The 25177-nt window shown below is 72.1% G+C and carries 24 protein-coding genes and 1 pseudogene; 7 read left to right on the top strand and 18 right to left on the bottom strand.

Annotated features, from left to right (window positions below; all coding sequences use genetic code 11):
• Positions 1–19: 19 nt before the first annotated feature.
• The 3 genes and pseudogenes from ACU436_RS34970 to ACU436_RS34960 form a co-directional block, all read left to right on the top strand.
• Positions 20–430, top strand: a pseudogene (locus ACU436_RS34970) (alcohol dehydrogenase catalytic domain-containing protein); the annotation flags it as partial.
• Positions 340–1110: a zinc-binding dehydrogenase gene (locus ACU436_RS34965; RefSeq protein ID WP_459031375.1), complete on the top strand. Its 771-nt coding sequence runs from the start codon at positions 340–342 to the stop codon at positions 1108–1110. The pseudogene ACU436_RS34970 and the gene ACU436_RS34965, both read left to right, overlap by 91 nt.
• The gene (locus ACU436_RS34960; RefSeq protein ID WP_459031353.1) at positions 1107–2555 is read left to right on the top strand and encodes an aldehyde dehydrogenase family protein; all 1449 of its coding nucleotides are present in this window, start codon (positions 1107–1109) and stop codon (positions 2553–2555) included. The genes ACU436_RS34965 and ACU436_RS34960 overlap by 4 nt, the downstream gene beginning before the upstream one ends.
• A 147-nt stretch (positions 2556–2702) precedes the next feature.
• On the opposite strand, the gene ACU436_RS34955 is transcribed toward ACU436_RS34960, so the two are convergent.
• The 4 genes from ACU436_RS34955 to ACU436_RS34940 form a co-directional block, all read right to left on the bottom strand.
• Positions 2703–3596, bottom strand: a complete 894-nt coding sequence (locus ACU436_RS34955; protein ID WP_459031352.1) for a LysR family transcriptional regulator — start codon at positions 3594–3596, stop codon at positions 2703–2705.
• Between the two features lie 211 nt (positions 3597–3807).
• Positions 3808–6549, bottom strand: coding sequence for an AfsR/SARP family transcriptional regulator (locus ACU436_RS34950; RefSeq protein ID WP_459031351.1), 2742 nt, complete (start codon positions 6547–6549; stop codon positions 3808–3810).
• A gap of 90 nt (positions 6550–6639) precedes the next feature.
• Complete coding sequence (locus tag ACU436_RS34945; protein ID WP_459031350.1) at positions 6640–7032, bottom strand: META domain-containing protein; 393 nt, start codon at positions 7030–7032, stop codon at positions 6640–6642.
• A gap of 35 nt (positions 7033–7067) precedes the next feature.
• Complete coding sequence (locus ACU436_RS34940) at positions 7068–8369, bottom strand: alkaline phosphatase (RefSeq protein WP_459031349.1); 1302 nt, start codon at positions 8367–8369, stop codon at positions 7068–7070.
• Between the two features lie 366 nt (positions 8370–8735).
• Between ACU436_RS34940 and ACU436_RS34935 the strand changes: the two genes are divergently transcribed.
• Entirely contained in the window at positions 8736–9152 is a 417-nt protein-coding gene (locus ACU436_RS34935; RefSeq protein ID WP_459031348.1) for a YybH family protein, read from the top strand.
• Positions 9153–9173: 21 nt separating this feature from the next.
• Here ACU436_RS34935 and ACU436_RS34930 read toward each other — a convergent pair whose 3' ends face one another.
• From ACU436_RS34930 to ACU436_RS34880, 11 genes are read right to left on the bottom strand one after another with little or no spacing between them, the layout of a single operon-like run.
• Positions 9174–9683, bottom strand: a complete 510-nt coding sequence (locus tag ACU436_RS34930; protein WP_459031347.1) for a LeuD/DmdB family oxidoreductase small subunit — start codon at positions 9681–9683, stop codon at positions 9174–9176.
• Complete coding sequence (locus ACU436_RS34925; RefSeq protein ID WP_459031346.1) at positions 9680–10933, bottom strand: 3-isopropylmalate dehydratase large subunit; 1254 nt, start codon at positions 10931–10933, stop codon at positions 9680–9682. Before ACU436_RS34925 ends, ACU436_RS34930 begins: the two co-directional genes overlap by 4 nt.
• Entirely contained in the window at positions 10930–12192 is a 1263-nt protein-coding gene (locus ACU436_RS34920; protein WP_459031345.1) for a 3-isopropylmalate dehydratase large subunit, read from the bottom strand. The genes ACU436_RS34925 and ACU436_RS34920 overlap by 4 nt, the downstream gene beginning before the upstream one ends.
• Complete coding sequence (locus tag ACU436_RS34915) at positions 12185–12691, bottom strand: LeuD/DmdB family oxidoreductase small subunit (RefSeq protein ID WP_459031344.1); 507 nt, start codon at positions 12689–12691, stop codon at positions 12185–12187. Before ACU436_RS34915 ends, ACU436_RS34920 begins: the two co-directional genes overlap by 8 nt.
• A 2-nt stretch (positions 12692–12693) precedes the next feature.
• A complete protein-coding gene (locus tag ACU436_RS34910) occupies positions 12694–13773 on the bottom strand; it encodes an ornithine cyclodeaminase family protein (protein WP_459031343.1) in 1080 nt (359 codons plus the stop codon).
• Positions 13770–14777 (bottom strand): aminopeptidase P family N-terminal domain-containing protein, encoded by a 1008-nt coding sequence (locus ACU436_RS34905; protein ID WP_459031342.1) that lies wholly within the window; start codon positions 14775–14777, stop codon positions 13770–13772. Before ACU436_RS34905 ends, ACU436_RS34910 begins: the two co-directional genes overlap by 4 nt.
• Positions 14774–15925: a M24 family metallopeptidase gene (locus ACU436_RS34900; RefSeq protein WP_459031341.1), complete on the bottom strand. Its 1152-nt coding sequence runs from the start codon at positions 15923–15925 to the stop codon at positions 14774–14776. Before ACU436_RS34900 ends, ACU436_RS34905 begins: the two co-directional genes overlap by 4 nt.
• On the bottom strand, positions 15922–16722 hold the full coding sequence (locus ACU436_RS34895; protein WP_459031340.1) for an ABC transporter ATP-binding protein: 801 nt from the start codon (positions 16720–16722) through the stop codon (positions 15922–15924). The genes ACU436_RS34900 and ACU436_RS34895 overlap by 4 nt, the downstream gene beginning before the upstream one ends.
• A gap of 13 nt (positions 16723–16735) precedes the next feature.
• Positions 16736–17557: an ABC transporter permease gene (locus ACU436_RS34890; protein WP_459031339.1), complete on the bottom strand. Its 822-nt coding sequence runs from the start codon at positions 17555–17557 to the stop codon at positions 16736–16738.
• Between the two features lie 32 nt (positions 17558–17589).
• Positions 17590–18651, bottom strand: a complete 1062-nt coding sequence (locus tag ACU436_RS34885) for an ABC transporter substrate-binding protein (protein WP_459031338.1) — start codon at positions 18649–18651, stop codon at positions 17590–17592.
• 53 nt (positions 18652–18704) lie between these two features.
• Positions 18705–19199 carry a MarR family winged helix-turn-helix transcriptional regulator gene (locus ACU436_RS34880; RefSeq protein ID WP_459031337.1) on the bottom strand — a complete coding sequence of 165 codons (495 nt, stop codon included), beginning with the start codon at positions 19197–19199 and terminating at the stop codon, positions 18705–18707.
• A 564-nt stretch (positions 19200–19763) separates the two neighbouring features.
• On the opposite strand from ACU436_RS34880, the gene ACU436_RS34875 reads away from it, so the two are divergent.
• The 3 genes from ACU436_RS34875 to ACU436_RS34865 all read left to right on the top strand — a co-directional run bounded on the left by ACU436_RS34875 (position 19764) and on the right by ACU436_RS34865 (position 23395).
• The gene (locus tag ACU436_RS34875) at positions 19764–21176 is read left to right on the top strand and encodes an HNH endonuclease signature motif containing protein (RefSeq protein WP_459031336.1); all 1413 of its coding nucleotides are present in this window, start codon (positions 19764–19766) and stop codon (positions 21174–21176) included.
• Positions 21177–21599: 423 nt separating this feature from the next.
• On the top strand, positions 21600–22472 hold the full coding sequence (locus tag ACU436_RS34870) for an ABC transporter substrate-binding protein (RefSeq protein WP_459031335.1): 873 nt from the start codon (positions 21600–21602) through the stop codon (positions 22470–22472).
• 26 nt (positions 22473–22498) lie between these two features.
• Positions 22499–23395, top strand: coding sequence for a LysR family transcriptional regulator (locus ACU436_RS34865; protein WP_459031334.1), 897 nt, complete (start codon positions 22499–22501; stop codon positions 23393–23395).
• A gap of 1 nt (position 23396) precedes the next feature.
• Here ACU436_RS34865 and ACU436_RS34860 read toward each other — a convergent pair whose 3' ends face one another.
• The 3 genes from ACU436_RS34860 to hpnH form a co-directional block, all read right to left on the bottom strand.
• Complete coding sequence (locus tag ACU436_RS34860; protein WP_459031333.1) at positions 23397–23597, bottom strand: hypothetical protein; 201 nt, start codon at positions 23595–23597, stop codon at positions 23397–23399.
• A gap of 151 nt (positions 23598–23748) precedes the next feature.
• Positions 23749–24168, bottom strand: coding sequence for a hypothetical protein (locus ACU436_RS34855; RefSeq protein WP_459031332.1), 420 nt, complete (start codon positions 24166–24168; stop codon positions 23749–23751).
• Positions 24169–24172: 4 nt separating this feature from the next.
• The gene (gene hpnH, locus ACU436_RS34850) at positions 24173–25177 is read right to left on the bottom strand and encodes an adenosyl-hopene transferase HpnH (RefSeq protein WP_459031330.1); all 1005 of its coding nucleotides are present in this window, start codon (positions 25175–25177) and stop codon (positions 24173–24175) included.

Genomic DNA, 25177 nt, shown 5'->3' with positions numbered 1-25177 from the left:
ACCGGGAGAAGCCGAGCCCATGACCTCCAGCCTGCGGGCCCGCCCCGCGACCGCGACCGCCGCGATCTGGTCGGGCGTCGACGACGGGTTCTCGGTCGGCCCGCACCCCCTGCCGGACCTGCGGCCCGGTGAGGTGCTCGTCGCCGTGGAGCTGGCCACGATCTGCGGCAGCGACCTGCACACCATCGCCGGTGACCGGCCGACCCCGCTGCCCACGGTGCTCGGGCACGAGGCCGTCGGCACGATCGTCGCGACCGGGGGGACGGTGCCCGGGCCGTCCGGGGAGCCGCTGGCGGCCGGCGACCGCATCACCTGGACGATCGGCACGTCCTGCGGGACGTGCCGGCGGTGCCGCCGCGGCATCCCGCAGAAGTGCCTGAGCGTGCGCAAGTACGGCCACGAGGCGGTCGAGGACCACTGGTTCCTGTCCGGCGGCCTGGCCACGCACTGCCACCTCGTCGCGGGCACCGGCCTGGTGCCCGTGCCCGACGCGCTGCCCGCGGCGGTGGCCGCACCGGCCAACTGCGCCACCGCCACCGTGACCGGCGCGGCGCGGCGGGTCGGGCTCACCGCCGACGACGCCGTGGTCGTGCAGGGCTGCGGGATGCTCGGGCTCACCGCCGTCGCGTACGCGCGGGACCGCGGCGCCGAGCACGTCGTGGCCTGCGACGTCGACCGGACCGGAGGGACCTGGCCCTGCGGTTCGGCGCCACCGTCGTCTGCGCGCCCGAGGGCCTCGCGGACGCCGCCCGCGAGCACGGCGCCGACGTCGTACTGGAGCTCTCCGGCAGCACCCGGGCGGTGCAGGCCGCGCTCGAGGTCGTCGACACGGGCGGGCGGGTCGCGCTCATCGGCTCGGTCTCCCCGGCGCCCGAGGTGCGCTTCGAACCGAGCGGCTTCGTGAAGAACCTGACCACGGTGGTGGGCTGCCACAACTACCGGCTCGACGACCTGGTGGAAGCGGTCGCGTTCCTCGGCCGCACGCCCTTCCGGGACCGGCTCGCCGGCCTGGTGTCCGACCCGTACCCCTTGGCCGACATCGACGCGGCCGTCGCCGCCGCCCGCCGCGGTACCGCCGCGCGCGTGGCCGTCCACATGGAGCAACCGTGACCCACCCCGACCACCTGCTCAACCACATCGCGGGCACGTGGGCCCCGAGCCGCGGCGGGCAGGTCCGCCCCAACGTCAACCCGGCCGACACGCGGGACGTCATCGGCGAGTTCCCCGAGTCGGTGGCCGCCGACGTCACCGCAGCGGTCGACGCGGCGGCCGCCGCCCAACCGGCGTGGGACGCGATCGGCCCCATCGCGCGGGCCGTCGTCCTCGGCCGGGCCGCGCGCCTGATCGAGGAACGCACCGAGCAGTTCGCCGCCGCGATCACCCGCGAGCAGGGCAAGCGGCTGTCCGAGGCCCGCGGCGAGGTCGCCCGCTCGCTGGCGATCCTGGAGTTCACGACCGGCGAGGCGCGCCGCCTGGGCGGCATCACCACGCCCGCCGAGGACCTCCGCACCTTCGCGGTCACCTTCCGCAGGCCGCTCGGCGTCGTCGGCCTGATCACGCCGTGGAACTTCCCCCTCGCGATCCCGATGTGGAAGGTGGCCCCCGCGCTGCTGGCCGGGTGCGCGGCGGTGCTCAAGCCGTCCCCGCTGACGCCGCTGACGTCGGCGCTGCTCGTCCAGGCGTTCGCCGACGCCGGGGTGCCCCCGGGCGTGCTCGGCCTCGTGCAGGGCGACCGGGAGGCGGGCGAGGCGCTCGTCGCCGATCCGCGGGTGGCCGGCATCTCGTTCACCGGCTCGCTGCCCGTCGGGCAGGCGATCAACCGCGCCGGCGCCCACCGGCTCCTGCGCACCCAGCTCGAGCTCGGCGGCAAGAACGCGCTGATCGTGCTCGCCGACGCCGACCTGGACGCGGCCGTCGCGGCGATCCTGCACGGCGCGTTCGGGCAGAGCGGGCAGCGCTGCAGCGCCACCAGCCGCGTCGTCGTGGACCGGGGGGTGCACGACGAGCTGCTGGCGCGGCTGCTGCCCCGGGTCCGCGCGATGCGGGTCGGGCGCGGCGACCAGGAGTGGGCCGACATCGGCCCGGTGGTCAACGACCAACGGCAGCAGGCCTGCCTGGACGCGATCGGGAAGGCCGTGGCCGAAGGCGCGGACGTCGCCTGCGGCGGCGAGGCCGAGGTCGTGGACACCCCGGGGTACTTCGTGCAGCCGACGGTGCTGACGAACGTCGCGTGGGACAGCGAGCTCGCGCAGGAGGAGGTCTTCGGGCCGGTGCTCTCGGTGATCGTCTGCGACGGCTACGACGACGCGATGCGCATCGCCAACTCGGTGCGCTACGGCATGTCGGGCACGATCTTCACGCGCGACCCGGCGCTCATGTTCCAGGCTTTGCAGGACTTCCAGGCCGGGATGCTGCACGTCAACCGGCCCGGCGTGGGCGCGTACGCGCACCTGCCGCACATGGGGACGAAGGCCTCCCAGCTGGGCGCGCCCGAGTGCTCGCCGGACGTGTGGGACTTCTACACGGACCTGCGCTCGGCCTGCATCGCCTACTAGCGATCCGGATCATGGCCCGGGCGAGGCCAACGCCAGCGCTCACACACCAACTTGTGCGCCGGCACAGCAACTGCAGTTGGTGTGTGAGCGCGGAAGTTGGTGTGTGAGCGGGCGGCGTACCGCTTCCCGTGCGCCCTCACGTGGCTGTCAGACCGGCCAGGACCCGATCGCGCGCAGCTGGGCCGCGAACGCCTCCTCGGGCGGGGTCAGCGTGCGGTCGGTGCGGCGCACGAGCGACACCGTCCGGCTCGGCGGGGGCGGGTCCACGGTCAGCTCGGCGAGCGTGCCGGCCGCGCGTTCGCGGGCCGTCATGTGCTCGGAGAGCACGGCGAGCCCGAGCCCGGCGTGCACGGCCTCCTTCAGGGTGTCGGGCCCCCAGAGGTCCCAGGTGTCCGCCGCGTCGAGGCCCCAGTTGCGCAGCGCCGCCTCCTGCTGGCGCCGGGTCGCCGAACCCATCTCGCGCATGAGGAACCGCCGGCCGGCGAGATCGGCGGGCCGCAGGGTCCGCCCGGAGAGCGGCGAGCCGGCCGCCGCGACGAGGACGAGGCCCTCCTCGAACAGCGGCTCGGCCGTCAGCCGTTCCTCGCGCGGCGTGTCGACGCCCAGGCCGAGCGCGACCTCGCCGCGCACCACCCACGCCTCGACCGCGTCCTCGTTGCCCACGCGGATCTGGCAGCGGACCTGCGGTGCCCGCTGCGAGAAGTCGGCGACGAGCCGGGGCAACAGGTAGGTGCCCAGCGTGGTCGTGCCGGCGACGACCAGGCGGCCCGCGGTGGGCCCCTGGTAGCCCGCGACCGCGCGCTCGAGCGAGCCGACCGTCGCGAAGATCCGACGCGCGTGCTCGACGACGACCTCCCCGGCCGGCGTGCTGCGGGCGCCCTGCGTGGTGCGCTGCACCAGCTGCACCCCGAGCGAGTTCTCGAGGTTGCGGATGTGGTTGGAGACCGACGGCTGGCTCATGTAGAGCTTCTTGGCCGCACCCGAGAAGCCGCCGGACTCGACGACGGCGATCAACACCTCGAGCTGGGTCAGGTTCACCATGGCGCTCGAACATTATCCGAGCGCACGTGATGAGTTCGGCCCGTCCGGCAAGTCACATCTTTGGGGGCAGGACTCGCCGGCCGGCCGCAGCCGTGCACCACCGCGGGTGAGCGGTTCCGCCTCGACGGCCGCCCCACGGCGCAGTGGTCCCGGCCGGCCGCGGGCCGCTCCGACGACCTCTCCGGCTAGCCGGTCCCGGGCCGGCGGTTCCTCACGACGGTTCGCGCACGGCGCCGGCCAGGTCCGCCAGCTTCCGGTCTAGCGCCTCGACGGCCCCGGGCCGGCCGTTGGCCTCGTGGATGGCGCGCGCCTCGTTCCAGCTCGCGCTGGCGCGGCTGACGTTCCCGGCGGCCTGGTACACGTCCCCGAGGCCCTCCAGCGCCTCGGTCTCGGCAGTCACGTCCCGCCCACCCCGGGCCGCCGCGAGTGCACAGAGGTAGGAGTCGGTGGCGCGGGAGCGGTCGCCGAGCTGCTGGTGGGTGTAGCCGAGGGTGAGCCAGAGACCCGTCACCGGGACGCCGTCGACCTCGCCGGCCACCCGCAGCGCCTCCGCGCAGGATGCGAGGGCGTCGTGGTGATCGCCGATCTGCGCCTGGCACCAGCCGAGCGCGGCCAGGGCGTGGACCTGCCCCGCGAGGTGGCCGGTGGCCCGGTACAGCTCCAGTGCCTGCACGGTGTGTGGAAGCGCCTCGGCGCTGCGGCCCTGTTCCGCGAAGAGCCGGCCGAGGCCCATGTGGACGAAACCCGCGCCGTTCCGATCCCCGAGCTCGCGGTGCAGGTCCAGGGCGCGCTCGAGGTGGGAGCTGGCGTCCTCGTGGGCGCCGAGCCGGGTGTGGGCCCGGGCGAGGCCACGGTGCATCAGCGCCTGCGCCTCCGGTGAGCCGAGGCGCGTCGCGGCGTCGAGCCCCGTGCCGTAGGCCGCGCCGTGGTCGCTCCAGTACGCGTGCTGGTCGAGGAACGAGCCGAGGGCCCAGGCCAGCTGCCAGGAATGCGCGTCGAACCCGGTGCCGGCGGCATGCCGGACGGCCGCCAGGAGCACCGGTCGCTCGGCGCCGTACCAGGCCGCCGCCTGCGTGAGGTCGGCCAGGTCCTCGCGGGTCACCCCCGGCGCCGGCGGGCCCACCGTGATCGGTACCCGGGTCGGGGTGAGCAGCCTGCTGGCCGCGTGGGCGGTGTGCAGGTAGTGGTCGAGGATCCGGCGCAGGGCGTCGTCGCGTACGTCGGTGGCCTCGTGGGCACGGCTCTTCTCGCTCGCGTAGGCGCGCAGCAGGTCGTGCAGGACGAACCGGCCGGGGCGGTGTTCGGTGAGCAGGCTCGCGCGGGTCAGCTCGGCCAGCACCCGCCGCGCGTCGCGCGTGCCGAGACCGGCGAGGCTCGCGACGGCCGGCAGCGCGATGTCGGGCCCGGGGTGCAGGCCGAGCAGCCGGAACAGCCGCGCTCCATCGGCGCTCAGCGCGTTGTAGGACCACGAGAACACCGCCCGCAGGTCCGCCCGCACCTCGCCGCCGTCGAGGGCGTCGAGCGCGGCGTCCCGGAGCTCTTCGGCCACCCCGGCGAGCGGGAAGGCGGGACGGGTGCCGGCCCGGGCGGCCACGATGCTCAACGCCAGGGGCAGGCCGGCGCAGTACCGCAGCAGGTCGGCCACGGCGCCGGGCTCGTCCGCCACCCGGGAGCGGCCGAGATGGCCGGCCAGTAGCGTGCGGGCGTCCGGGTCGGGGAGCACGTCGAGCGGGATCGACCTCGCGTGGTGCCTCGCGACGAGACCGCCGAGCTGCTGACGGCTCGTGACGATGGCCCTGCACCCGCGACCCCCCGGGAGCAGCGGCGCGACCTGGTCCGTGTCGCGGGCGTTGTCCAGGACGATCAGCATCCGCTTGTCCGCCACCAGGCTGCGGTACAGGGCCTCCTGGGCCTCCACCCCGCCCGGGACGGCCCGCGACTCGACGCCGAGGGCATCCAGGAACCCGCGGATCACGACCGCGGGCGACACCGGTTCGGCGTCGTCGTACCCGCGCAGGTTCGCGTACAGCTGGCCGTCCGGGAAGCGGTCGAGGTTGCGGTGCGACCAGTGCAGGGCCAGGCACGTCTTGCCGATCCCGCCGGACCCGCCGACCGCGGAGATCGCGACGGGACGCCCCGCACCGTCCTGCCGGTCGAGCGCCATGTCGAGCGCCGCGAGCTCGGCGGCCCGCCCCGTGAAAACCGCAGGCGGCGCGGGCAGCTGGCGCGGAACCGGAACCGTGGCCGTCCGCGTTCCGGTGGCCTCGAGCGCGGGTGCGGCGGTGAGGATCTGTTGATGGATCTCCCGGAGGGCCGGCCCGGGATCGACGCCCAGCTCGTCGGCCAGCCGCAGCCGCATCTCCTCGTAGCGCCGGAGGGCGTCGGCCTGCCGGCCGCTGCGGTACAGGGCCACGAGCAGCTGGCGGGCCAACCGTTCGTCGAACGGGTGCTCCTCGGCGCGCGCCGCGAGCTCGACCAGGATCGCCGCGTGCTCGCCCCGCCGGAGCTGGACGTCGTAGCGGTCCAGCTCGGCGGTGAACCGCTCGACGAGCAGCGCCTCGCGCAGGCGGGCCGCCCACGGGGTGGCCAGCCCCGTGAGGGCCGAACCCCGCCACAACGCCAGCCCGTCGTCCAGCAGCTCGGCGGCGCGGTCGTCGTCCTCGTCTCGCGCATCCGCCGCGAGGCTGCGGAAACGGTGCAGGTCGACGGATTCCTCGGCGACCTCGACGACGTATCCGCCGGACCGGCGGTGGATCACGCACTCACCGGTCAGCAGCGAGCGCAACCGCGAGAGGTAGCTCTGCAACGTGCGAACCGCCCGTACCGGCGGGTTCTCGCCCCAGGTTCGTGTCACCAGATCGTCCGCCGGGACGCTCCGGTTCGCGTCGACGAGCAAGGCGCCGAGCACGTTGCGCTGCCGGGCGGGCCCGAGGTCGATGACGCGACCGTCCACGCGTGCCTCCACCGGCCCGAGCACGCTGAACCGAGCGCTCAACGCTCTCCCCCGCCGCGGTCGTGTTCCACAGTCGGGGAGCGTACGAGGTCACCCTGCGACGAGCCGGCCCGTCTCCACCCCGGTCGCGTCACGCAGGACGAGCGTGTCGCCGTCGCGCTCCGCATGCGTGGCGTCCGCCAGCCAGGAGGCGATCGGGACGTTCTCGCAGCCGATCCTGGTGCTGGGGCCCGAGGTGGCCGCGAACTCCTCGCCGGGCCCGCCGTGCCACGTGCCCTTGGTCCCGTTGCAGCCGTCGGACCCGGTCCAGGTGCCGTCGGCTTCCAGGGCGACGTAGGCGTGGCTGCCCGCCGCGCCGTCGGCGGGCAGCCAGGTCCCGACGAGGTCCGGGCCGTCCGGCGCGGCGTGCGCGACGCCCCCTCCCGCGAGCAGGACGGCGAGGACGCCGGCGGGGGCGATGAGTGACAGACGCAGAATCCTCATGAGCAGAGGACGGACCGGACGCCCGATCCGGTTGGTCAGCCGGGCGACCCGGGTGCGAGGACCTGCTTCAGCACGTCGTGCACCAGGGTGTTCGGGTGCTTGCCGTCGAACTGCTCGGCGCCGGGGCCCTCGGCGGTGACCGGTACCGGCGCGTCGGTGTGCTCGTCGGTGGTCCAGTCCATGACGAAGGTCTGGGTGCTGCCCTGCACCGGGAACGGACCGTCCTCCGCCGATACTGCGTCGCCCGTCTCGTCGGTGTCCAGCGGCTCCTCGACGGTCAGGCCGCCGCAGTCGTGGTCACCGGTGATGACCAGGAGGGTGTCCGGGTGGTCGGCCACGTACTGCCGGGCCACCGCGACGGCGTTCTCGAGCTGCTGCATCGAGTACAGCACCTTGTCGCCGTTGTTGTTGTGCGAGAACTCGTCGGTGCCCTCCTCCTCGACGAAGAGGAAGAACCCGTCGTCGCTCCCGGCGAGGGTGTCGAGCGCCTTCTTCGTCATGGTCACCAGGTCGACGACGGGCGAGTAGACGTCGCCCTGCCCCTCCGGTTGCTGCTGGAACATCTCCTCGTTCGAGAAGAGGCCGAGCAGCTTGTCGCCGGATGCCGCGGCGAGCTCGTCGGCGGAGGTTGTGTAGGCGTATCCCAGCGACTTCGCCTCGTCGACGAGGTCGCCCTTGGTGCCGCGGCTGCCCTCCTCGGGGTCCTCGGCCGGCGCGTCGGGGAACGCCCCGGCGCTGCCCTGCGGGTACCACCAGTCCTCGCCGCCGCCGAGGATCACGTCGGGCTTGCTCTGCTCGAGGTACTGGCGGGCGATCTCGTCCTGGCTGGCGCGGTCGGCGGTCTGGGAGAACCACGCCGCGGGGCTCGCGTCGGTGACCTGCGCCGTGGTGACCAGCCCGGTGGCCTTGCCGGCCTCCTTCGCCTGCTGGCCGAGGATCGGCAGCGGTTCCTTGTCGAGGTCGACCGAGATGGCGCCGTTGTAGGTCTTCTCGCCGGTCGCCCAGGCGGTGGCCGCGGCCGCCGAGTCCGTGACGAACGACTCCGGGTCGCGCGAGTCGGTGGTCAGCATGCCGCCCACGGGGAGCTGGTCCATCTGCAGGCTCCCGTCGAGCCCGGCGAGGCTGAGGCGCGCCGCCTCGCGGTGCGCCGCGGACATGCCGTCGCCGTTGATGAAGATGACGCTCTTACCGGTGCCGCCGGTGCTGCCCTGGCCGTCGGCGCCGGGCTCCGGCGCGCTCGCGGTACAGCCCGCGAGCACCACCGCGGACGCGACGGCGACGACGCCGATGCCCAGTGCGGCAGCCGGCCGCCGCACTGCAGGACAGGTCGATCCCATTCCGAACTCCTCTTCCAGAAGATGACGGCCGGAATCTCTCGCTGCCGATCGACGGCGAGATGAACACCTCGTGGACGCATCACCAACTCGCAATGTGCGAATGTTTTGATGGAGTTCCGTTTCGCCCTTTTCGGACGAACCGGTGGTGGCGGACCCGATCCGCGGCGCGGCACACCAGGACTCCACCTCGTGCGGGCCGTCCACCCCCGCTCCGCCGACGAGCAGTCCGCCCGCGTGCTCGACGGTCGCTACCCGGCTGATTCGGCCAGTTCTTACAGTTCCATGATCTGCTGCCGCACGACGCACGACCAACGTTAGGTTGAAAACCGAACAAAACCAAGAAGCTGCCGAGGGAAAGTCGATACCATGCAGGTGCCGAGCAGCGCCGACCAGGTCCGGGAAGCATTGGACAGATGGCTCGCGGCGTTCAACGCGAAGGACACGGAAACCCTGTTCGCGGGCTATGATCCCGACACCGTGTACGCCAATGCCGGCGCCCCGCTGATGAAGGGTGTCGCCAGCCTGAAGCCGTGGTACGAGCGGGTACTCGAGGACCACTCCTTGTACGTCTACTTCAAGGAGGAGACCCTCTTCGAGAGCGACGGCCTGGCCCTCATCGCCGGCAAGTACCATTTCAAGAACAAGCGCGATGACGGGAGCTTTACCCCGGGGCCCGCGGGTCGGGTGGCCATCCTGTTCCGCAGGGCGCCCGACGGTCGTTGGAAGCTGGCGTACGACATGGACAACACGCCGCCGGACGCGAGCCCCTCCGACTTCGAGTAACCGCGGGCCGATCGGCCCGGGTCAGGCGTCCCGGTCCGCGAACAGCTCGGGGCGGGCCTTGGCCAGCGCGATCAACCCGCCGGCCTCCAGCATGTCCAGCAGGAACGCGTCCGCCGGCGGCACCTCGCGCTGCACGCCGGTGGTCTCGTTGCGGAACAGCCCGGCGGCGACGTCGACGCTCAGCACGTCGCCGTCGGACACGAGGTCCGTGACGCCGGGCAGCTCCAGCACCGGGAGGCCCACCTCGAACGCGTTGCGGTAGAAGGTGCGGGCGAAGGTGTCGGCCACGACGCAGCCGATGCCCGTGGCCTGCAGCGCCTTCACCGCGATCGCGCGCCCCGACGACTGGCCGAAGTGCTTCCCGGCGACGACGACGTCGCCCGCGGCCACCTCCAGCGGGAAGCGCGGGTTCAGGTCCTCCAGCACGTGCTGGACGATGACCTCCATCGGCTCCACCACGTACTTGGTCTTGACGAGCCGGTCGGTGGGGATGTTGTCGCCGAACGTCCAGCAGCGGCCGTGGGCCTTCATCGGAGCTCCCTGGCGTCGGTGATCGTTCCGGTGACCGCGGACGCCGCCACCGTGGGCGCGGCGGCCAGGTACATGCTCGCGTCGGGGCTCCCGTTGCGGCCCGGGAAGTTGCGCGCGTGCGTGGAGATCATCGCCTCGCCCGCCGCCATCGCGCCCATGTTGTAGGCCTGGTTGGAGCCGGTGCTCGGCGGGAACCACGTCGCCCCGGCCTCGTGCAGCTCGAGCACCAGGCCCTCCTGCAGGGCCTGTGTGAACACCGCCCGGCTGGACGGCACCAGGTTGAACCGGACGCCGGGATGGACCCGCCGCCCGCGCAGCACGGCGGCGGCGGCGCGGAAGTCCTCCAGCCGCCCGCCGGCGTGCCCGCCGAGCTCGGCCCACTGCACCGGCCGGCCCGCAACGTCCGGGACGGCGGCGAGGTTGCCGACCGTCGGCGGGCACGCCACCTGCGGCGCCACCTCACCGACGTCGAACCGCAGCACCGTCGACGCATCCCCGCCGTCGCTGCGCTCGTACCGGTCCGGCGCCCCGGCCGGCAGGCCCGCCACGAACGCCTCGGTGACCTCGTCCGGTTCCACGAAGCTGCACTTCGCGCCCAGGTCGACGCACAGCAGCGGGAAGAGCCAGCGATCCCAGAACCCCAGCTCCTTGACGTACGGGCCGGTGAACTCGACCGCCGCGTAGATCAGCCCGCCCTCCCCGATCCGCCCGACCAGCCACAGCGCGACGTCGCGGGCCGTGGTGCCCGGCGGCGGCGTGCCGACCAGCTCGACGCGCACCGTCTCCGGCACCCGGAACCACGCCTTCCCGTACGGGAGCACGGTGCCGGCGTGCGAGTCGTTGCCCAGCGCCACCGCGAACGCGCCGAGGGCGCCGTGCACGGGCGTGTGGCTGTCGGAGCCCACGACGATCCCGCCGGGGCGCACCAGCCCGCGCTGCACGACGGCGTGGTGGATGTTGCCGTTGCCGCAGTCCAGGAGGTGGGTGCCGGTGCGCCGCGCCCACTCCCGGTTGGCCTCCAGCATCGCCGCGGCGTCCTCCGTGGGCGGGGAGAAGTGGTGGTCGAACACCATCGCCACCCGCTCCGGGTGCTTGACCTGCCCGCCGACCTGCTTGTCGAACACGCGCGAGGTCAGGTAGCCGCTCAGGTCGTGCATGATCAGCAGGTCGACATCGGCGACGACCACGTCGCCGGGCTGCACCGACCGGCGCCCGCTCGCCCGCGCCAGGATCTTCTCGACCATGTTCATCCCAGCAGCTCCTGCGGGTCGCTGATCACACCACGCACGGCCGTCGCCGCCGCCGTGGCCGGGCTGCCCAGGTAGATGCGGCTGTCGTAGCTGCCCATCCGGCCCTGGAAGTTGCGGTTGGCCGTGGAGAACGTGGCCTCCCCGTCGGCCATCGCGCCGCCGACGCCCGCGCACGCCCCGCAGCCGGGGTTGGTGATCGTCGCGCCCGCGGCCAGCAGGGTGGAGACGATCCCGTCGCTCGCAGCCTTCGCCATGATCCGGCTCGACGCCGGCGTGACGATCAGCCGCACGCCCGGTGCCACGGTCTTCCCGGCGAGCACGTCGGCCGCGATCGCGAGGTCGTCGTACTTGGCGTTGGCGCACGAGCCGATGAACACCTGGTCGACCTTCGTGCCGGCCACCTCCGTCACCGGCACCACGTTGTCGACGGTGTGCGGCACGGCCACCTGGGCCACGAGCGAGCGCCCGTCCACCCGCTCCACCTGCCGGTACTCCGCGTCCGGGTCGGGCAGCAGCACCTCGTAGGAGGCCGGGTCGGCGCCCGCCTCGTCGAGGTACGCCCGCGTCGTGGCGTCGGGCGGCACGAACGCGTTCTTCGCCCCCATCTCCATCGCGAGGTTGCAGAGCGTCATCCGCTCCGACACCGACATCGCCTCGACGTAGCTGCCGTGGAACTCCACCGAGCAGTACGTGGCCCCGTCGGCGCCGATGTCGCCGATCAGCCGCAACATCACGTCCTTGGCGTACGTCCCGCGCGCGAGCGGCCCGTCCACCTCCACCCGGATCGACTCCGGCACCTTCATCCAGAGCTTGCCCGTGACCCAGGTGGCGGTGATCTCGCTGAACCCCACGCCCGTGCCGAACGCGCCCAGCGCGCCGTAGATCGTGGAGTGCGAGTCGGTGCCGATGATCACCTCGCCCGGCTTCACGAGGCCGCGCTCCATCAGCACGACGTGCGCGATGCCCGCGTTGACGTCGAAGAACTTCGTCACCCCGCTGCGCTTCGCGAAGTCGCGGCACAGCGCGTGGTAGCCGGCCGTCTTCGCGTTGTCGGCCGGGGCGATGTGGTCCATGACCATCGCGATCCGGTCGACGTCGTACAGCTCCGGCCAGCCCATCCGCTCGAGCGTGCGGATGCAGCGCCAGCTCGCGGTGTGGCTCATGTAGAGATCGGGGAAGGCGTCGACGATCTGGCCCGGGGCCAGGTCCTTCTCCCCCGACGCCCGCTCGAGGGCCTTCTGCGCGAACGTCCTACCCACGTCGTCCTGCTTCCGCTTGCTGCATGAGGTGCGGGATGAGCCCGCCCGCTTCCAAGATCACCTGAAGCCCGGGCGGGTAGGGCGCGAACGTGAACGTCCCGGACCCGACCGTGACGGTCCCGGCCGTGTAGTCGACGAGCACCTCACCGCCGTCCTCGATCGCGTCCACGGCGTCCGGGCACTCCACGGCCACGAGGCCGGTGTTGATCGCGTTGCGGAAGAACACCCGCGAGAACGACCTCGCGACCACCGCACCGATCCCGGCCCCGATCAGGCACGTCGAGGCCTGCTCGCGGGCGCTGCCGCACCCGAAGTTGCGCCCGGCCACCACCACGGCGCTCTCCCGCAGCCGCTGCCGGACCTCCGGGCCGAGCGGCTCGAACGCGTGCTCGGCCAGCTCCGCCGGGTCGATGCTCACCAGGTAGCGGCCCGGGATGATCACATCGGTGTTGACGTCGTCGCCGAAGACGATCGCCCGCCCACCGACAGCAGTACCCATCGTCACGGGCTCGTCTCCTCGAGGAACCAGTCGGTCGGCACCTCGTGCCCCAGCCCGCGCTCCTCGGCGAGCGCGAGCGCCCGCGCGCAGACGGCGGCGAACTGGAGGCCCATGCCGGTGTTGTTGGCGAAGATCGTGGTCTCGCCGTCGGTCGTGCGGCCCGGCTGCGCGCCCGCGAGCAGGTCGCCCAGCTCGTGGATGTCGTCCCAGGCCATCCGGCCACGCTCGACCGGGCCGAGGATGTCGAACTGCTTGTCGTGGTGCACCTGCTCGCGCGAGAGCACGACGATGCGGTCGGCCTGGTCGAACGTCGCGTCGTCCAGCTCGCGGCGGGTCGCGGTGCCGTCCGGCGAGGTGATCGCGGTGACGTGGCTGCCCTCCTGCAGCCAGGCACCGTCGAAGCACGCATCCATGGCCGCGGTCGCGCACGTGACGATCCGGCAGCCCTCGACGGCCCCGCGTGGGTGGTCGACGGCGACGATCCGCTTGCCGGTGCGCTCGCTCCAGATGGCCGCGAACTTCTCCCGGTTGGCCGGCGTCGGGCTGTAGACCCGCACCTCCTCGATCTCCGGGCGCACCATCAGCAGGCACTCGAGGTGCGCCTCCGCCTGCCAGCCCGAGCCGAACATCCCGGCCACCGTGACGCCCGTGGGCGCCAGTTCCCGGATGCCCAGTGCCGACGTCGCGCCGACCCGCATCTTCTGGATCACCGAGTCGTGCAGGATCGCGAGCGGTTCGAGCGTGGTGAGGCTGTAGAGCGTCACGAGCCCGACGTAGCGCCCGCCCGGGGCGGCCGGGATGAGCCGCCTGCGCTGAACGCCGTTCGCGAGCGTCTCGACGCCGGCGATGTCGGAGGTGATCCGCAGCGCCCACACGCCGCTGCCGACCGTGCCGCCCTCCTGCGACTTGAACCGGAACCGGAAGCCCGGGTGGCGCTCGTCCTCCACCGGGAAGTAGGTGTGGTTGCGCGGGCGGTTGGCGCCCTTGCCCTGCGCGAGCTCGACGTAGGCGGTCTCCAGGGCCGACATGCACTCGGCCGGGGTGAGCACCTGTTCGACGTCGGCGTTGGACAGGACCCTCATGACGCCTCCACCGGGACCGTCTCGGTGACGGCGACGCGGCCGCCGTCGGGGAACAGCACCTCCACACCGACCACGACCACCGCACCGGCCGGCAGCGGCTCGTCCGGGTCGGCGTAGTCACCACCGGTGGACAGGTCGGCCTGGTGCACCACCGACGCCGACACCACCGCACCCGCCGGCAACCCGGACAGTGCACGTTCGGCGGCCGCAGCCGGCACCGACGCGGCGGCACCCGGGGCCACCGCGGCCACCGCCGCCGCCAACGCCTCGTCCAGCCCGGCCACCCACGACGGGGAGGCCCCCTCGACCAGCCGGGCGCCCCGCACCCAGCAGAACCGGTACTGCCCGGTCACATCCACCGCGGCCACCCCGCCCGGGCCGTGAACGACCTCGGCCAGCACATCGGTGAACCCGGCCCCGCGCAGCGCGCGCTCGACCAGGGCGACCCGCTCCCCGTCGGCGGCGCAGGCCGCCTCCGCGAGCGCGCCGTCCAGATGCTCCTGCGCGGTGGTGAGCAGCCCACGCTCCGCGGCGGAGGGCACCAGCCGCTGCTCGCGCACCAACCCATCCAGGGGCCGGATCTCCCACCCCGGTGCCGCCGCCCGCACCTCCTCGACGGCGACGGCCGGCCACAACGCGGCATCCACCAACCCGAGCACCCCCGGCTCGACCCCCTCCAGCAGGCCCTCGACCAGCGCCGTGAACCCCTTCCCGCTGCGCAGATCGGTCAACGTCGACGAACGCCGCATCCACGGATGCACCCGCGGGGACAGCTTCATCACGAACGCCGGCTCCCCCACCACCGGAACCGCCAGGATCCCCTCGTTCCAGTACAGACACAGGTTCGTCAGATACGCCAGATCATCCGAGCGGTGCACGTCGGCGTAGTCCAGCGCGATCGTCACCCCCTCCTCGGCGAGGCGGCGCTGCAGCCGCAACACCCGCTCCTCCCGCTCGGCCTCCGGCACCTCGGCCGGGTCCAGCACCACCAGCCCGCGCTTCACGCCGCCACCCCCTGCGGCGTCTCGAACAGCACCCGCTCGGTCTCGATCAACACCTCATAGCCGGTCGCGGTCACGACCACCGGATCACCCAGCACGTGATAGCCCGCGATCGGGGTGAACGTGTTCGGATGCACGATGAACACCGCCCGCTCCGGCAACACCGTGTGATTGCCCTCGATGATCGGCGTCTCGTCCAGGTGCAACCCGTGCCCGTGCCCCCGCACCCGCGTGTACTTCGCGCCGCAGTACTCGCCATAGCCGTAGCGGCGGAACACATCGTTCTCCGCCACCGCCACCTCATGCGCCGTCACACCCGGCTTCACGACCGACAGCCCGGCCTCCACCGCCTCGTTGAACAGGTCGAACGACCGCCGCTGCGCGTCGCTGGCCTTCCCGACGACCGCGGAGCGGCAGATCTGCAACCAGTAACCGTTCATCTGCGGGGTCAGCTCCGTGCGCACCATGTCACCGGCTTCGAGCAGCCGCGGTGTCGGCGCCGTCATCCCGGTCACCTCGTCCCCACCCGAGGCGATCAACATGAAGTTGTCCTCCGCGCCCAGGCGTTTGAGCTCCGCCTCCACCTCGGCCACGATCCGGTACTCCGGCAACCCCGGCTCCAACACGTCCACGAACTTCCGCCACCCGGCCGCGCACACCGCCGCCGAGCGGCGCATCTGCGCCAACTCCCAGTCGCTCTTGACCATCCGCGCGTCATCCAGCAGCGCGGTCGCCGAGACGACCTCGGCGGCCGGCGCGCCCTTCTTCACCGCCTCCGCCAGCGCCAGGGGCAGCAACTCCCGGTGCGCGACACCGATGCGCGACGGGGCCAGGTCACGCAGCCGCTCCACCAACGCCGCCGCCCCACCCAGATCCAGGCGCGCGACGTCGGTCACCCAGCCCCGGGCCGCGATCACCCCCAGGTCCGCCGGCCGCGTGGACAACGCCACCGGCTCCCCGGCCGCCGGCAGCAACACCAGCGCGGCGCTGCCGTTGACGCGGGCATCGGACAGGTAGCGGATGTTCTCCCGCCGCCAACCCGGCCCGTACGCCAGCAGCACGTCCAGGCCCTGCTCGGCCATCGCCGCCCGCACCCGCGAGTACCGCAGCCCCTGCTCGGCGGAATCCGCCTGATCTGAATGGTCGGTCATACAGCTGCTCCCTGGTCGGCGCTCGCGGCCTCCTCCATGCGGATGAAGTCGCGGGTGATCTGCTTCTCGATCTCGAAGAGGCGGTCGTCCTCCGGCACCCGCGGGTACGGGACGTCGATCGCGATGTCCATGTGCGTGGTGCACGGCCGCGCAGTGACGACGAGCATGCGCGTGGACAGGAACACCGCCTCGCGGATGTTGTGGGTGACGAACAGGACGGTGCGGCCGGTCGCCCGCCAGATGTCGGTGAACTCCTGGCGCAGCTTGCGGGCGGTGATCTCGTCGAGCGCGGAGAACGGCTCGTCGGCGAGCAGCAGGTCCGGCTCGATCGCGAGGCCGCGGGCGAGCGCGACGCGCTGCTGCATCCCGCCCGACAGGCGCAGCGGGTAGTAGTCGCCGAACTCGCCGAGTCCGACGAGGTCGAGGTAACGCTGCACGCGCCGGTCGGCCTCCTCGCGCGCGACGTCCAGCTCGTCCAGCGGCAGCCGCACGTTGTCGCGGACGGTGCGCCACGGCAGGAGCCGCGGCTCCTGGAACACCACGCCGATGCGCACGGCCGACCGCGACCGGACGCTCACGGTGTGCCCGTTGATCTGGATGCGGCCCGACGTGACGTCGTCGAGACCGTTGATCATGTTGAGGAGGGTGGACTTCCCGCAGCCCGACGGGCCGAGGATGGACAGCAGGGAGCCGTGCTCCACCGCCACGTTCAGCCCGTCGATCACGGTGAGCGGTGGCTCCCCGCGCCGCGGGAACTGCTTTCGGACGTTGTCGATGACGAGGTATGGCTCGGCCACGTCGCCTGCTCCTTCAGTTCTGCATGGAGGGGCGCCACCGGGTCAGCCAGTGCTCGGTGGGCTTGAGGATCACGAACTCGATGAGCAGCAGGACGATCGTGAACATGAGCGTCCATGCGAGGACCTGGGTCATGTTGAACAGCCCGAACCAGTAGCCGAGCTGGTAGCCCACGCCGCTGGACAGGCCGATCAGCTCGACGACCGTGGCGATCTTCCAGGCCAGGCCGAGCGCGTAGCGCAGCGCGGCGAGCAGGAACGGGATCACCTGGGGCACCACGAGCTTGCGCAGGATCGACCCGCGGGAGAAGTGGAAGGCCCGGCCCATGCGGATCAGCGAGAGGTCGATGGCCTTCACGCCCTGCCACATGTTGATCGCGACCGCCGGGATGGCGGTGACGCCGATGGCGACGATCGCGGCGATGTCGTTCAGGCCGAACCAGAGGATCGCGAGGATGCCGTACACCACCGAGGGGACGGTGAAGGCGACGAGCACCCAGCTGTCGAGGAACTCCTCGCCGAACTTCGACAGCCCCATGACCAGGCCGATCACGAGCCCGCCTGCGACGGCGATGAGCATGCCCGCCACCACCCGGTACACGGTGGTCCCCAGGTCGACGTAGGTCTCCGACTCGCCGAGGTTGTCGATCATGGTGGCGACCACCGTCACCGGGCCGGGCAGCACGTTCGGCGACAGGAACAGCGACGCGATGAACCAGAGGACCACGAGGGAGAGCAGCGACAGCGCGCGCAGCCACACCCCGCGCCACGAGCGTCGCTCCGGAGCGACGAGATCGGCCTTCCCCGCTACCGGCACGACCGGCGCCACGTCGCTCACGGGAGCCTCGCCGGTTCCCGTCGTCCCGGTGCTCATTCCGCCCCCGTCCGCAGGTCGGTCCGGAACAGCCCGTCGGGCACGGCCGGCACGAAGTTGTCGGCGCCGAGCACCGGGATGAGCTGCTCGATGAGCGCGGCCTCGGCGGCGGCCTGGTCCTTGTTCCAGTCGGCGATGTAGCGCGACGCCACCCGCTCGTGCAGCAACTGCGGCGCCCGCGGGTCGGTGAGCTCGATCTTCTTGGCGTAGTCGGCCCACACGGTCTGGTCGGTCTGGATGAACGCGACGGTGTCGTCGAGTGCCGCGCTGAACGCGTTGAGCACCCCGCAGTGCCCCTCGGCGTAGTCGTCGGTGGTCGCGGCCATGACGTGCCCGGGGAGCTTGCCGTACGTCGACTGGTAGTCCTCGGAGATGTCGCTCAGCACGCGGTACTTGTCCGAGAGCATCGCCTTGACGGTGGCCGTGGTGCCGATCAACGCGGCGTCGATGTTGCCCTCGTCGAGCAGGCCGAGCACCGCGGCGTCGGGGCCCTCGATGATGTCGACGTCGTTCTCGAGGCTGTCGATGCCGTACTTCCCCTTCGCGACGACCGACGTGATCGCGAACGTGGCGCTGGACCGGCCGCCGAAGACCCCGAGCTTGCGCCCGCGCAGGTCGGAGAAGCTCTTGACGTCCGAGTCGGCGCGCGTGACGACCACGTTGGACGGGCCGGTCAGAACGTCGAAGATCATGGCTCCGCGGCCCTGCTGCCGCGCCGTGGCCATGGCGGTGAGACCGCCGAAGCCGACGTCGACGGCCTTCTGGCCGATGGCCGCGTGCAGGGCGGCCGGGTTCTGGAAGGACTTGACCTCGAGCTTGAGCTTGTGCTTCTCGGCGAAGCCCTGCTCCTGCATGACGTACGTGACGAGGTCCTGGGCGCCGGGGTTCACGCCCAGGTTCAGGGTCTGCGGCTCGGTCAGCGGACCGCAGTCGGCCGCCGCACCCGGCGCCTCGGTGTCTCCCCCGCCACCGCACGCGACGAGTGCGATGCTCACGACGCCCAGCAGCGCCACCTGCCAGGGCCGTCGTCTGGTCCGATCGGTTAGCGAACACTTCATCGTGGTCTCCTCTCGCGCCCGGCCACTGCTCCGCAGCCCGCCGGGGGCGGGCCTCAGGTCTCGGTGAGGCGAGCCGCTCCCGCCGCAGCGGGCGCGGTTGCGTCCGGCTGCCGGAAGGCCTCGGTGGCCGCGTCGTAGAGCGACGCCAGCGACTCCTGGAGCACCTGCCGGTGCTCATCGGGGACGACGCGGAGCAGGCGGTCGTTCGCCGCCAGGAGCGCCACGTCGCCCGCCTCCTTCGCCTTGCGCCCCTCCGCGGTCACGCTCAGCACCATCTGGCGCCGGTTCTGCGGATTCACCTGCCGGTCCAGCAGGCCGCGACGCACGAGACCCTCGACGCTCTCCGACACCGTCGGGACCGTCAGGTTGCCGAGCGCAGCGAGCTCCGCCATCGACGTGTGCCCCTCGGACACGCGGCGCAGGAGGCGGTGCTGGCGGTAGGTGAGCGAGGTGTCCAGCTGCCCGAGTACCCGCCCGTACAGGCGGCTGAGCCGGGCCGACGCCGAGACGAGCAGCACGCCGAGATCCTCCCCGCGCCGATCGTCCATCTCGCACCTCACTTAGGGGCCCTAACTGTTAGGGGCCCATAGTGAGCGGCGGGGCCCGCTCGCGTCAAGTGGCGTGAGCCACGCCGCCGGCGCGGCTCGGGTCGGCCTGCGTGTGCGAGGAGCACGTCGGTGCGGTCGCCACCCCGGTGCGGAATTGCAGGTCAGTCCATCGGCGTTCCGCGGAACGCGATGACCAACATTTGATCTTTCTTGCGTTGGGCGAGCCGGGTCGCCTCGGGACTCGATGCTTCCGACCGCCTGCTGGGTTTCGCGTGCTGCCGCTCCGTTCGCGTCGATCCGGCGCTTCCGGGGGTGGCTGGGTTGGGGTCAGTACCGAATTCCGTGGCCGGCCTGGCAGCCGTCCCCGACATGAGGGCGCGCCCGTTCCCGACAGCACCCTCTGCCGGGCGCCTACGCGACTATCCTGTGGTCCCGAATCGTTCTACAGCATGACCACGACAACGCTGCCATCCCCGCCGCGTTCCGCGGAACGCAGACACCCGGAATTGTCAGACCCCGATGCCATCCTGGACTCAACAGCAATCCGAACCCCGGGAGGCTCCCATGTCCGCCGCCACGATCATTCCGCTCCCCTCCCCGCTGGACGGGATGAGCACCGACGACCTCGAATCAGAGTTGTTGGGGCTCGCCGGGCACATCGCCGCCGCCGAATGCCGCTTCCTCCACCTGCTAGCCGAGTTCGACCACCGCCACGGCTGGGTTGGCGACGGGATCTACTCGTGTGCGCACTGGCTGTCCTGGCGGGCCGGGATGAACCTGCGCACCGCCACCGAACGACTACGGGTGGCCCACGCCCTACAACACCTACCGAAGATCGCTGAGGCGTTCGGGGCCGGGCAGGTCTCCTACTCGAAGGTCCGAGCAATCACCCGGGTCGCCGGGTCCGACACCGCCACCCTGACCCGCATCGCCGCCGAGATCGCGGCCGGGGAACCGGAATGGCGCCACACCACCGTCGCCGACCCCGACACCGCCGAGCAGGTACTGCTGAACGTGGCCCTGTGCGGCACCGCCAGCCACATCGAATCCGTCGTGAAGGCGGTGCGGCGCCGCCACACCCCGCCCGAGGACACCGCGGCCCGCCGGTCGCTGACCTGGAGGTGGGACGAGGACGGCTCCCTCGTGGCCCGGGTCCGGTTCACTCCCGAGGACGGGGCGGCGTTCCTCGCCGCCATCGAAGCCCTGGTCCCGCCGCGCACCCCGGTGCGGCACCCGGTCGAGCCCTCCCCCGAGGATCTCGACGAACGCGCGCGGGAGCAGGAACCCGGCCCGGCGGCCGATCGGATGGAGGCCCGCCGCGCCGACGCCCTGCTCACCCTCATCCACGGCCGCAACGAAGAATCCGGCCCGGTGGTCGAGCGGGGCACCGCGCAGGTGATCGTCCACTTCGACGCGAGCACCGGCGCGGCCCGCCTCGCCGGCGGCCCGGACATCGCCGCCTCGACCGCGGAGCGGCTGGCGTGTGATGCCCGGGTGCAGGTGCTGCTGGACGACCGGACCGGGAACCGCATGTACCTGGGCCGCAGCCGGCGGCTGGCCACCCCTGCCCAAATCGCTGCGTTGACGGTTCGCGACGGCGAGAAATGCCAGTTCCCGGGGTGCACCCATACTCGGTATCTGCATGCCCACCATGTGCGGCACTGGCTGTTCGGCGGCCCGACCAATATCGACAACCTGGTTTTGATCTGCGGTTTTCATCACCGCCTGATCCATGACCACGACTACCGCATCCACCGCCTTCCCGGCCGGTGGGAGTTCCTCCGCCCCGACAACACCCCAATCCCCACCACCGCCGCCCCTTTGACCGGTAATACCGGAATCCTGATCGAAATGCACACCCTCGCCCGGCTGCGGATCGACCGCACCACCCTCACCCCGGCCTGGGACGGCGACCGCCTCGACCTCGAACCCATCCTCGACGCGCTGCTACCCAAGAAGATCAGAACCGCGGCCTGAACGATTCCGCGTTCCGCGGAACGCACAGAACGGTCCGAGGGGAACAACGGAGAGGTGGTGGAACGGGACCACAGGATAGTTGCGTGGGCACCCGACAGCGGGTCCCGTCGGAACAGGCGTGCCCTGAAGCCGGGAACGGCCGCACACGCAACCCCGGGGGACGGTAGTGAACCCAAGCCAGCCACCCACCAACGTCCGACGTCCACGAGAACCCGCGGCCGAACGCGAGACCACGACGAGGGCGCGAAGCCTCCGTCACCGGCCGGGAACGGCGCGCCCGCGTAAGGCGGCCCCGTCCATCGAACATCCTGATGGACGGATCGACCGCAGCCCGTTGTCCGCACCGGCGCCACTTCCTACGGTCGGTGGACGGTCCGGGGTTTGCCGACGGGGCGCCCCGGAACCGCCAGGCGGGAGTGGACGATGGTGTTCCGGATTCAGCCCCACGTGCGGCTGCACGAGTGGGTGGCGGAGGAGCGGGGCTTCTTCACCGACGAAGGTCTGGTCTACGAGTTCGACGCCGGCTTCGCCGCGAGCTCGGCGGCCGGGGTGAGCGCGGCCAGCGCCGTGCCGCTGCAGGTGCGCACGGGTGCGTTCGAGGACATGGAGGCCGGGCGCTCCTCGGACGTCTCCTGTGCCTGCCACTGGGCGGTCAACGCGGCCGCCACCGCCGAGCACGGGAAGATGTACGGCCGCGCGTACTCGGTGTGCCCCTCCGGGATCTACGTCGCGGCCGGCTCAACCCTGCGGGAGCCGGCCGACCTCGCCGGTGTCGAGGTCGGCGTCGGGTACCACTCGGGCAGCCACTACTCGGCGCTGCAGGCCCTCGAGGCGTTCCTGCCCCGCGAGCAGATGACGCTGGGCTTCTACGGCCACCCGTTCGACCGCACGCGACTGCTGCTGGAGGGCAAGGTCCCGGCCGTCAACGCGTGGGGTGCGTCGGCGTACGTGCTGGAGCAGCACGGCTTCCGCAAGATCGTGGACACGACGTTCGTGATGGGCTTCCTGCTCTCCTCGGAGGTCGACGCCGACGACGTGGAGCGCTACTTCCGGGCGCTCCTGCGCGCCCAGCAGGAGATCGACCTGGAGCCGCACCGCTACACGCCGCACTGGGCGCGGGAGATGCCCGCGGACCTGCTGGAGCTGGTGGACGTGCGCCGCTTCGGGCCCGGGGAACGGGTCGTGCCGCAGCCCTACACGCGCGAGATGTTCGACCGCACCCAGGGCTGGATGCGGGAGTGGGAGCTCCTCGACGTCGCGGGCCCGATCCGGTACGAGGCGGCCGTCCTGCACTGACGCGCGTCCACGGCCAGGATGTCGGCGTGGGCCTCGACCTGTTCAAGCTGCGGGTCTTCGTGACCGTCGTCGACCACAACGGCTACTCGGCCGCGGCCGGGCACCTCGGGCTGAGCCAGGGCACCGTCTCGTTCCACGTGCACGGCCTCGAACGCCACCTGGGCGTGCCGCTGGTGCGCTACGAGCGGCGGTCGGTTCGGCTGACGGCGGCAGGCGAGCAGGTCTACCGGTGGGCGCAGCGGCTGCTGCGCGACGAGCAGCACCTGATGCGCAGCGTGCGCGGTGGCCACCGCGGCCGGGCGACGCTCGGCGCGAGCATCGCGTTCGAGCAGGCCTTCTTCTTCGACCGGATCGTGGCGCCGTACCGGCGGGCGCATGCCGACGTGCTGCTGTCGGTGCGCTTCGGGCACAGCGTCCGGCTGGCCGAGGCCGTGGCGGACAACCGGGTCGACCTCGCCTACGTGATCGGCTGGCAGGTGCCGGCCGGCCTGCACTTCGAGCGCCTGCACGCGGCCCCGTTCACCCTCTTCGTGGCGCAGGATCACCCGCTCGCCCGCGAGGAGACGGTGACCGTGACCCAGGTCGCCGCCGCCGGCCTGATCGCGGCGCCCCTCGACGACGTCGAGCGGGTGCACTACGAGAAGGTGCTCGACGACCTGGACCTCGGCCCCACCGACGTGACGCTCGAGATCGACGGGGTCCAGGCGCGCGTGCTCGCGGCCGCGGCCGGCCTGGGGGTCCTGGGGATCTTCCACCCCGCATGGGCCGGGACCACCCCGCCGAGCGGCCTGGTGACCCTGCGCCTGGACCGCCCGCTGCCCTCGGTCGAGGTCGGCCTGGTGAGCAGGCGGGCCGACACGCCGGCCGGAGCGGCCAAGGAACTCGCGGACTGGATCAGGGCCACCACGGCCGGGACGAGCTGAGCTAGTGTCCCGGATCTTCAGTGGCGTTGATCTTGCCGCACGCGTTCTCCACCTCGCTCCATGCCTGTCGGAACGCGGGATCGTCCGCCATTCGCTGTTCCGCTGCCGACGCGGCCGCACTGTCGCCGTTCGCGGCGAGGACGTGCAGCTCGACGAGCTCGTCGCGCCATTCTTGGCCCTGCTGAGGCTGAGGAGCACTCATCGGTCAACGGTTGCGCATCGGCAACGAAGCGGAAAGTCGGCACGCCGGAAAGTGAGGCATGTCTCGTCGGTGGGAGTCGCCGTCCTCGATCGCGCGCCGGATCCCGGCCGCGTCGAGCCCGGCCTCGGCGAGCCCCGCCAGGGCGGGAGCGTCACCGTCGCCGACCCCCGCTAGCTGCTGCCCGCAGGGCCCGCCGGCGCGGCACAGGGGCCGACCGGCAGGAGCAGCACCCCGCCCGTGCCGTGCCGACGTCGAAGACGCGTTGCGGGAACGCGGCGGCGAACGGGGCGAGGCCCGTCGGGTGCAGCATCGCCGCGGTGAGTGCGACGACATCGTCGCGCTCACGCCCGATGGCGCACAGCTCGGTGCCGAACACCTCGCTCCAGCCCGCTCCGGGCACCCCTGCGGCCGGCGACACCGTGTGCATGCGGTCCACCGGGTCTTCTTCGGCCGGCCGGTGGCCCTTGCCCTTGACCGTGACGCAGTGCACGACCACCGGGCGGCGCAGCGCCCGTGCCGCGGCGAGCTCCCGTTCGACGGCCGCCCGGTCGTGCCCGTCGAGCACGGCCATGGGATCACCTGCCCACCGCCGCGCGAATCGATTCGCGCAACGACGTCGTCGTGGCGAGCACCGCCGTCGGCTCGTAGCCGCAGTGCGCCATGCAGTTGGCGCAGCGCGGATCGCGCCCGCGGCCGAACGCCGACCAGTCGGTGGTCTCGATCAGCTCCTGGTACGTCTCCGCGTAGCCGTCGTCGAGCAGGTAGCACGGGCGCTGCCAGCCCAGCAGCGAGTACGACGGGATCCCCCACGGCGTGCACTCCAGCTCCCGGCGGCCCTCGAGGAAGTCGAGGAACACCGGCGTGTGGTTGAGCCGCCACCGCTTGCGGCGCCCGTCCCCGAACGCCTTCGCGAACAGCTCCCGCGTCTGCCGCACGCCGAGGAACGCGTCCTGGTCCGGGGCCTTCTGGTAGGCGTAGCCCGGCGAGATCTGCATGTTGTCCACGCCGAGCTCGTCGTTGAGGTAGTCGAGCACGTCGATCACGTCGGCCGGGGTGTCGTCGGTGAAGAACGTCGTGTTGGTCAGCACCCGGAACCCCGCGGCCTTCGCCTCCCGGATCGCGGCCACCGCGGCGTCGAACCCGCCGGGTTTGCGCACGGAGGCGTCGTGCCGTTCGCGCAGCCCGTCGATGTGCACCATCCAGGCGAAGTCGCGGTGCGGCGTGAACCGGTGCAGGTGCCTGGGCAGCAGCAGCGCGTTCGTGCACAGGAAGACGATCTTCTTGCACGCCAGGAGGCGGCGCACGATCTCGTCGATCTGCGGGTGCATGAGCGGTTCCCCGCCGGCGATGGAGATCATCGGCGCACCGCACTCCTGGATCGCACCGACCGCCTGCTCCACCGGCATCCGCTGCTTCAGCAGCGCGGCGGGCTGCGCGATCTTGCCGCAGCCGCCGCACTTGAGGTTGCACGCGAACAGCGGCTCCAGCTCGACGAGCAGCGGGAACCGTTCCCGGCCCGCCATCCGCTGCTTCATCAGGTAGCCCGCCAGGCGCATCGACTGGCGCAGTGGCATGGCCAT

The sequence above is a fragment of the Pseudonocardia wallangbongensis genome, assembly GCF_054486945.1.
The sequence above is the reverse complement of the archived record's forward strand: the minus strand, read 5'-3'. Positions and strand labels throughout refer to the sequence as shown.

Bases quoted from the DNA above. Each gene is read 5' to 3' on its own strand.
- ACU436_RS34955 (WP_459031352.1), bottom strand. From the start codon at position 3,596: ATGGTGAACCTGACCCAGCTCGAGGTGTTGATCGCCGTCGTCGAGTCC.
- ACU436_RS34945 (WP_459031350.1), bottom strand. From the start codon at position 7,032: ATGAGGATTCTGCGTCTGTCACTCATCGCCCCCGCCGGCGTCCTCGCC.
- ACU436_RS34940 (WP_459031349.1), bottom strand. From the start codon at position 8,369: ATGGGATCGACCTGTCCTGCAGTGCGGCGGCCGGCTGCCGCACTGGGC.
- ACU436_RS34935 (WP_459031348.1), top strand. From the start codon at position 8,736: ATGCAGGTGCCGAGCAGCGCCGACCAGGTCCGGGAAGCATTGGACAGA.
- ACU436_RS34930 (WP_459031347.1), bottom strand. From the start codon at position 9,683: ATGAAGGCCCACGGCCGCTGCTGGACGTTCGGCGACAACATCCCCACC.
- ACU436_RS34925 (WP_459031346.1), bottom strand. From the start codon at position 10,933: ATGAACATGGTCGAGAAGATCCTGGCGCGGGCGAGCGGGCGCCGGTCG.
- ACU436_RS34915 (WP_459031344.1), bottom strand. From the start codon at position 12,691: ATGGGTACTGCTGTCGGTGGGCGGGCGATCGTCTTCGGCGACGACGTC.
- ACU436_RS34910 (WP_459031343.1), bottom strand. From the start codon at position 13,773: ATGAGGGTCCTGTCCAACGCCGACGTCGAACAGGTGCTCACCCCGGCC.
- ACU436_RS34900 (WP_459031341.1), bottom strand. From the start codon at position 15,925: ATGACCGACCATTCAGATCAGGCGGATTCCGCCGAGCAGGGGCTGCGG.
- ACU436_RS34885 (WP_459031338.1), bottom strand. From the start codon at position 18,651: ATGAAGTGTTCGCTAACCGATCGGACCAGACGACGGCCCTGGCAGGTG.
- ACU436_RS34880 (WP_459031337.1), bottom strand. From the start codon at position 19,199: ATGGACGATCGGCGCGGGGAGGATCTCGGCGTGCTGCTCGTCTCGGCG.
- ACU436_RS34875 (WP_459031336.1), top strand. From the start codon at position 19,764: ATGTCCGCCGCCACGATCATTCCGCTCCCCTCCCCGCTGGACGGGATG.
- ACU436_RS34870 (WP_459031335.1), top strand. From the start codon at position 21,600: ATGGTGTTCCGGATTCAGCCCCACGTGCGGCTGCACGAGTGGGTGGCG.
- ACU436_RS34860 (WP_459031333.1), bottom strand. From the start codon at position 23,597: ATGAGTGCTCCTCAGCCTCAGCAGGGCCAAGAATGGCGCGACGAGCTC.
- ACU436_RS34855 (WP_459031332.1), bottom strand. From the start codon at position 24,168: ATGGCCGTGCTCGACGGGCACGACCGGGCGGCCGTCGAACGGGAGCTC.
- hpnH (WP_459031330.1), bottom strand. From the start codon at position 25,177: ATGGCCATGCCACTGCGCCAGTCGATGCGCCTGGCGGGCTACCTGATG.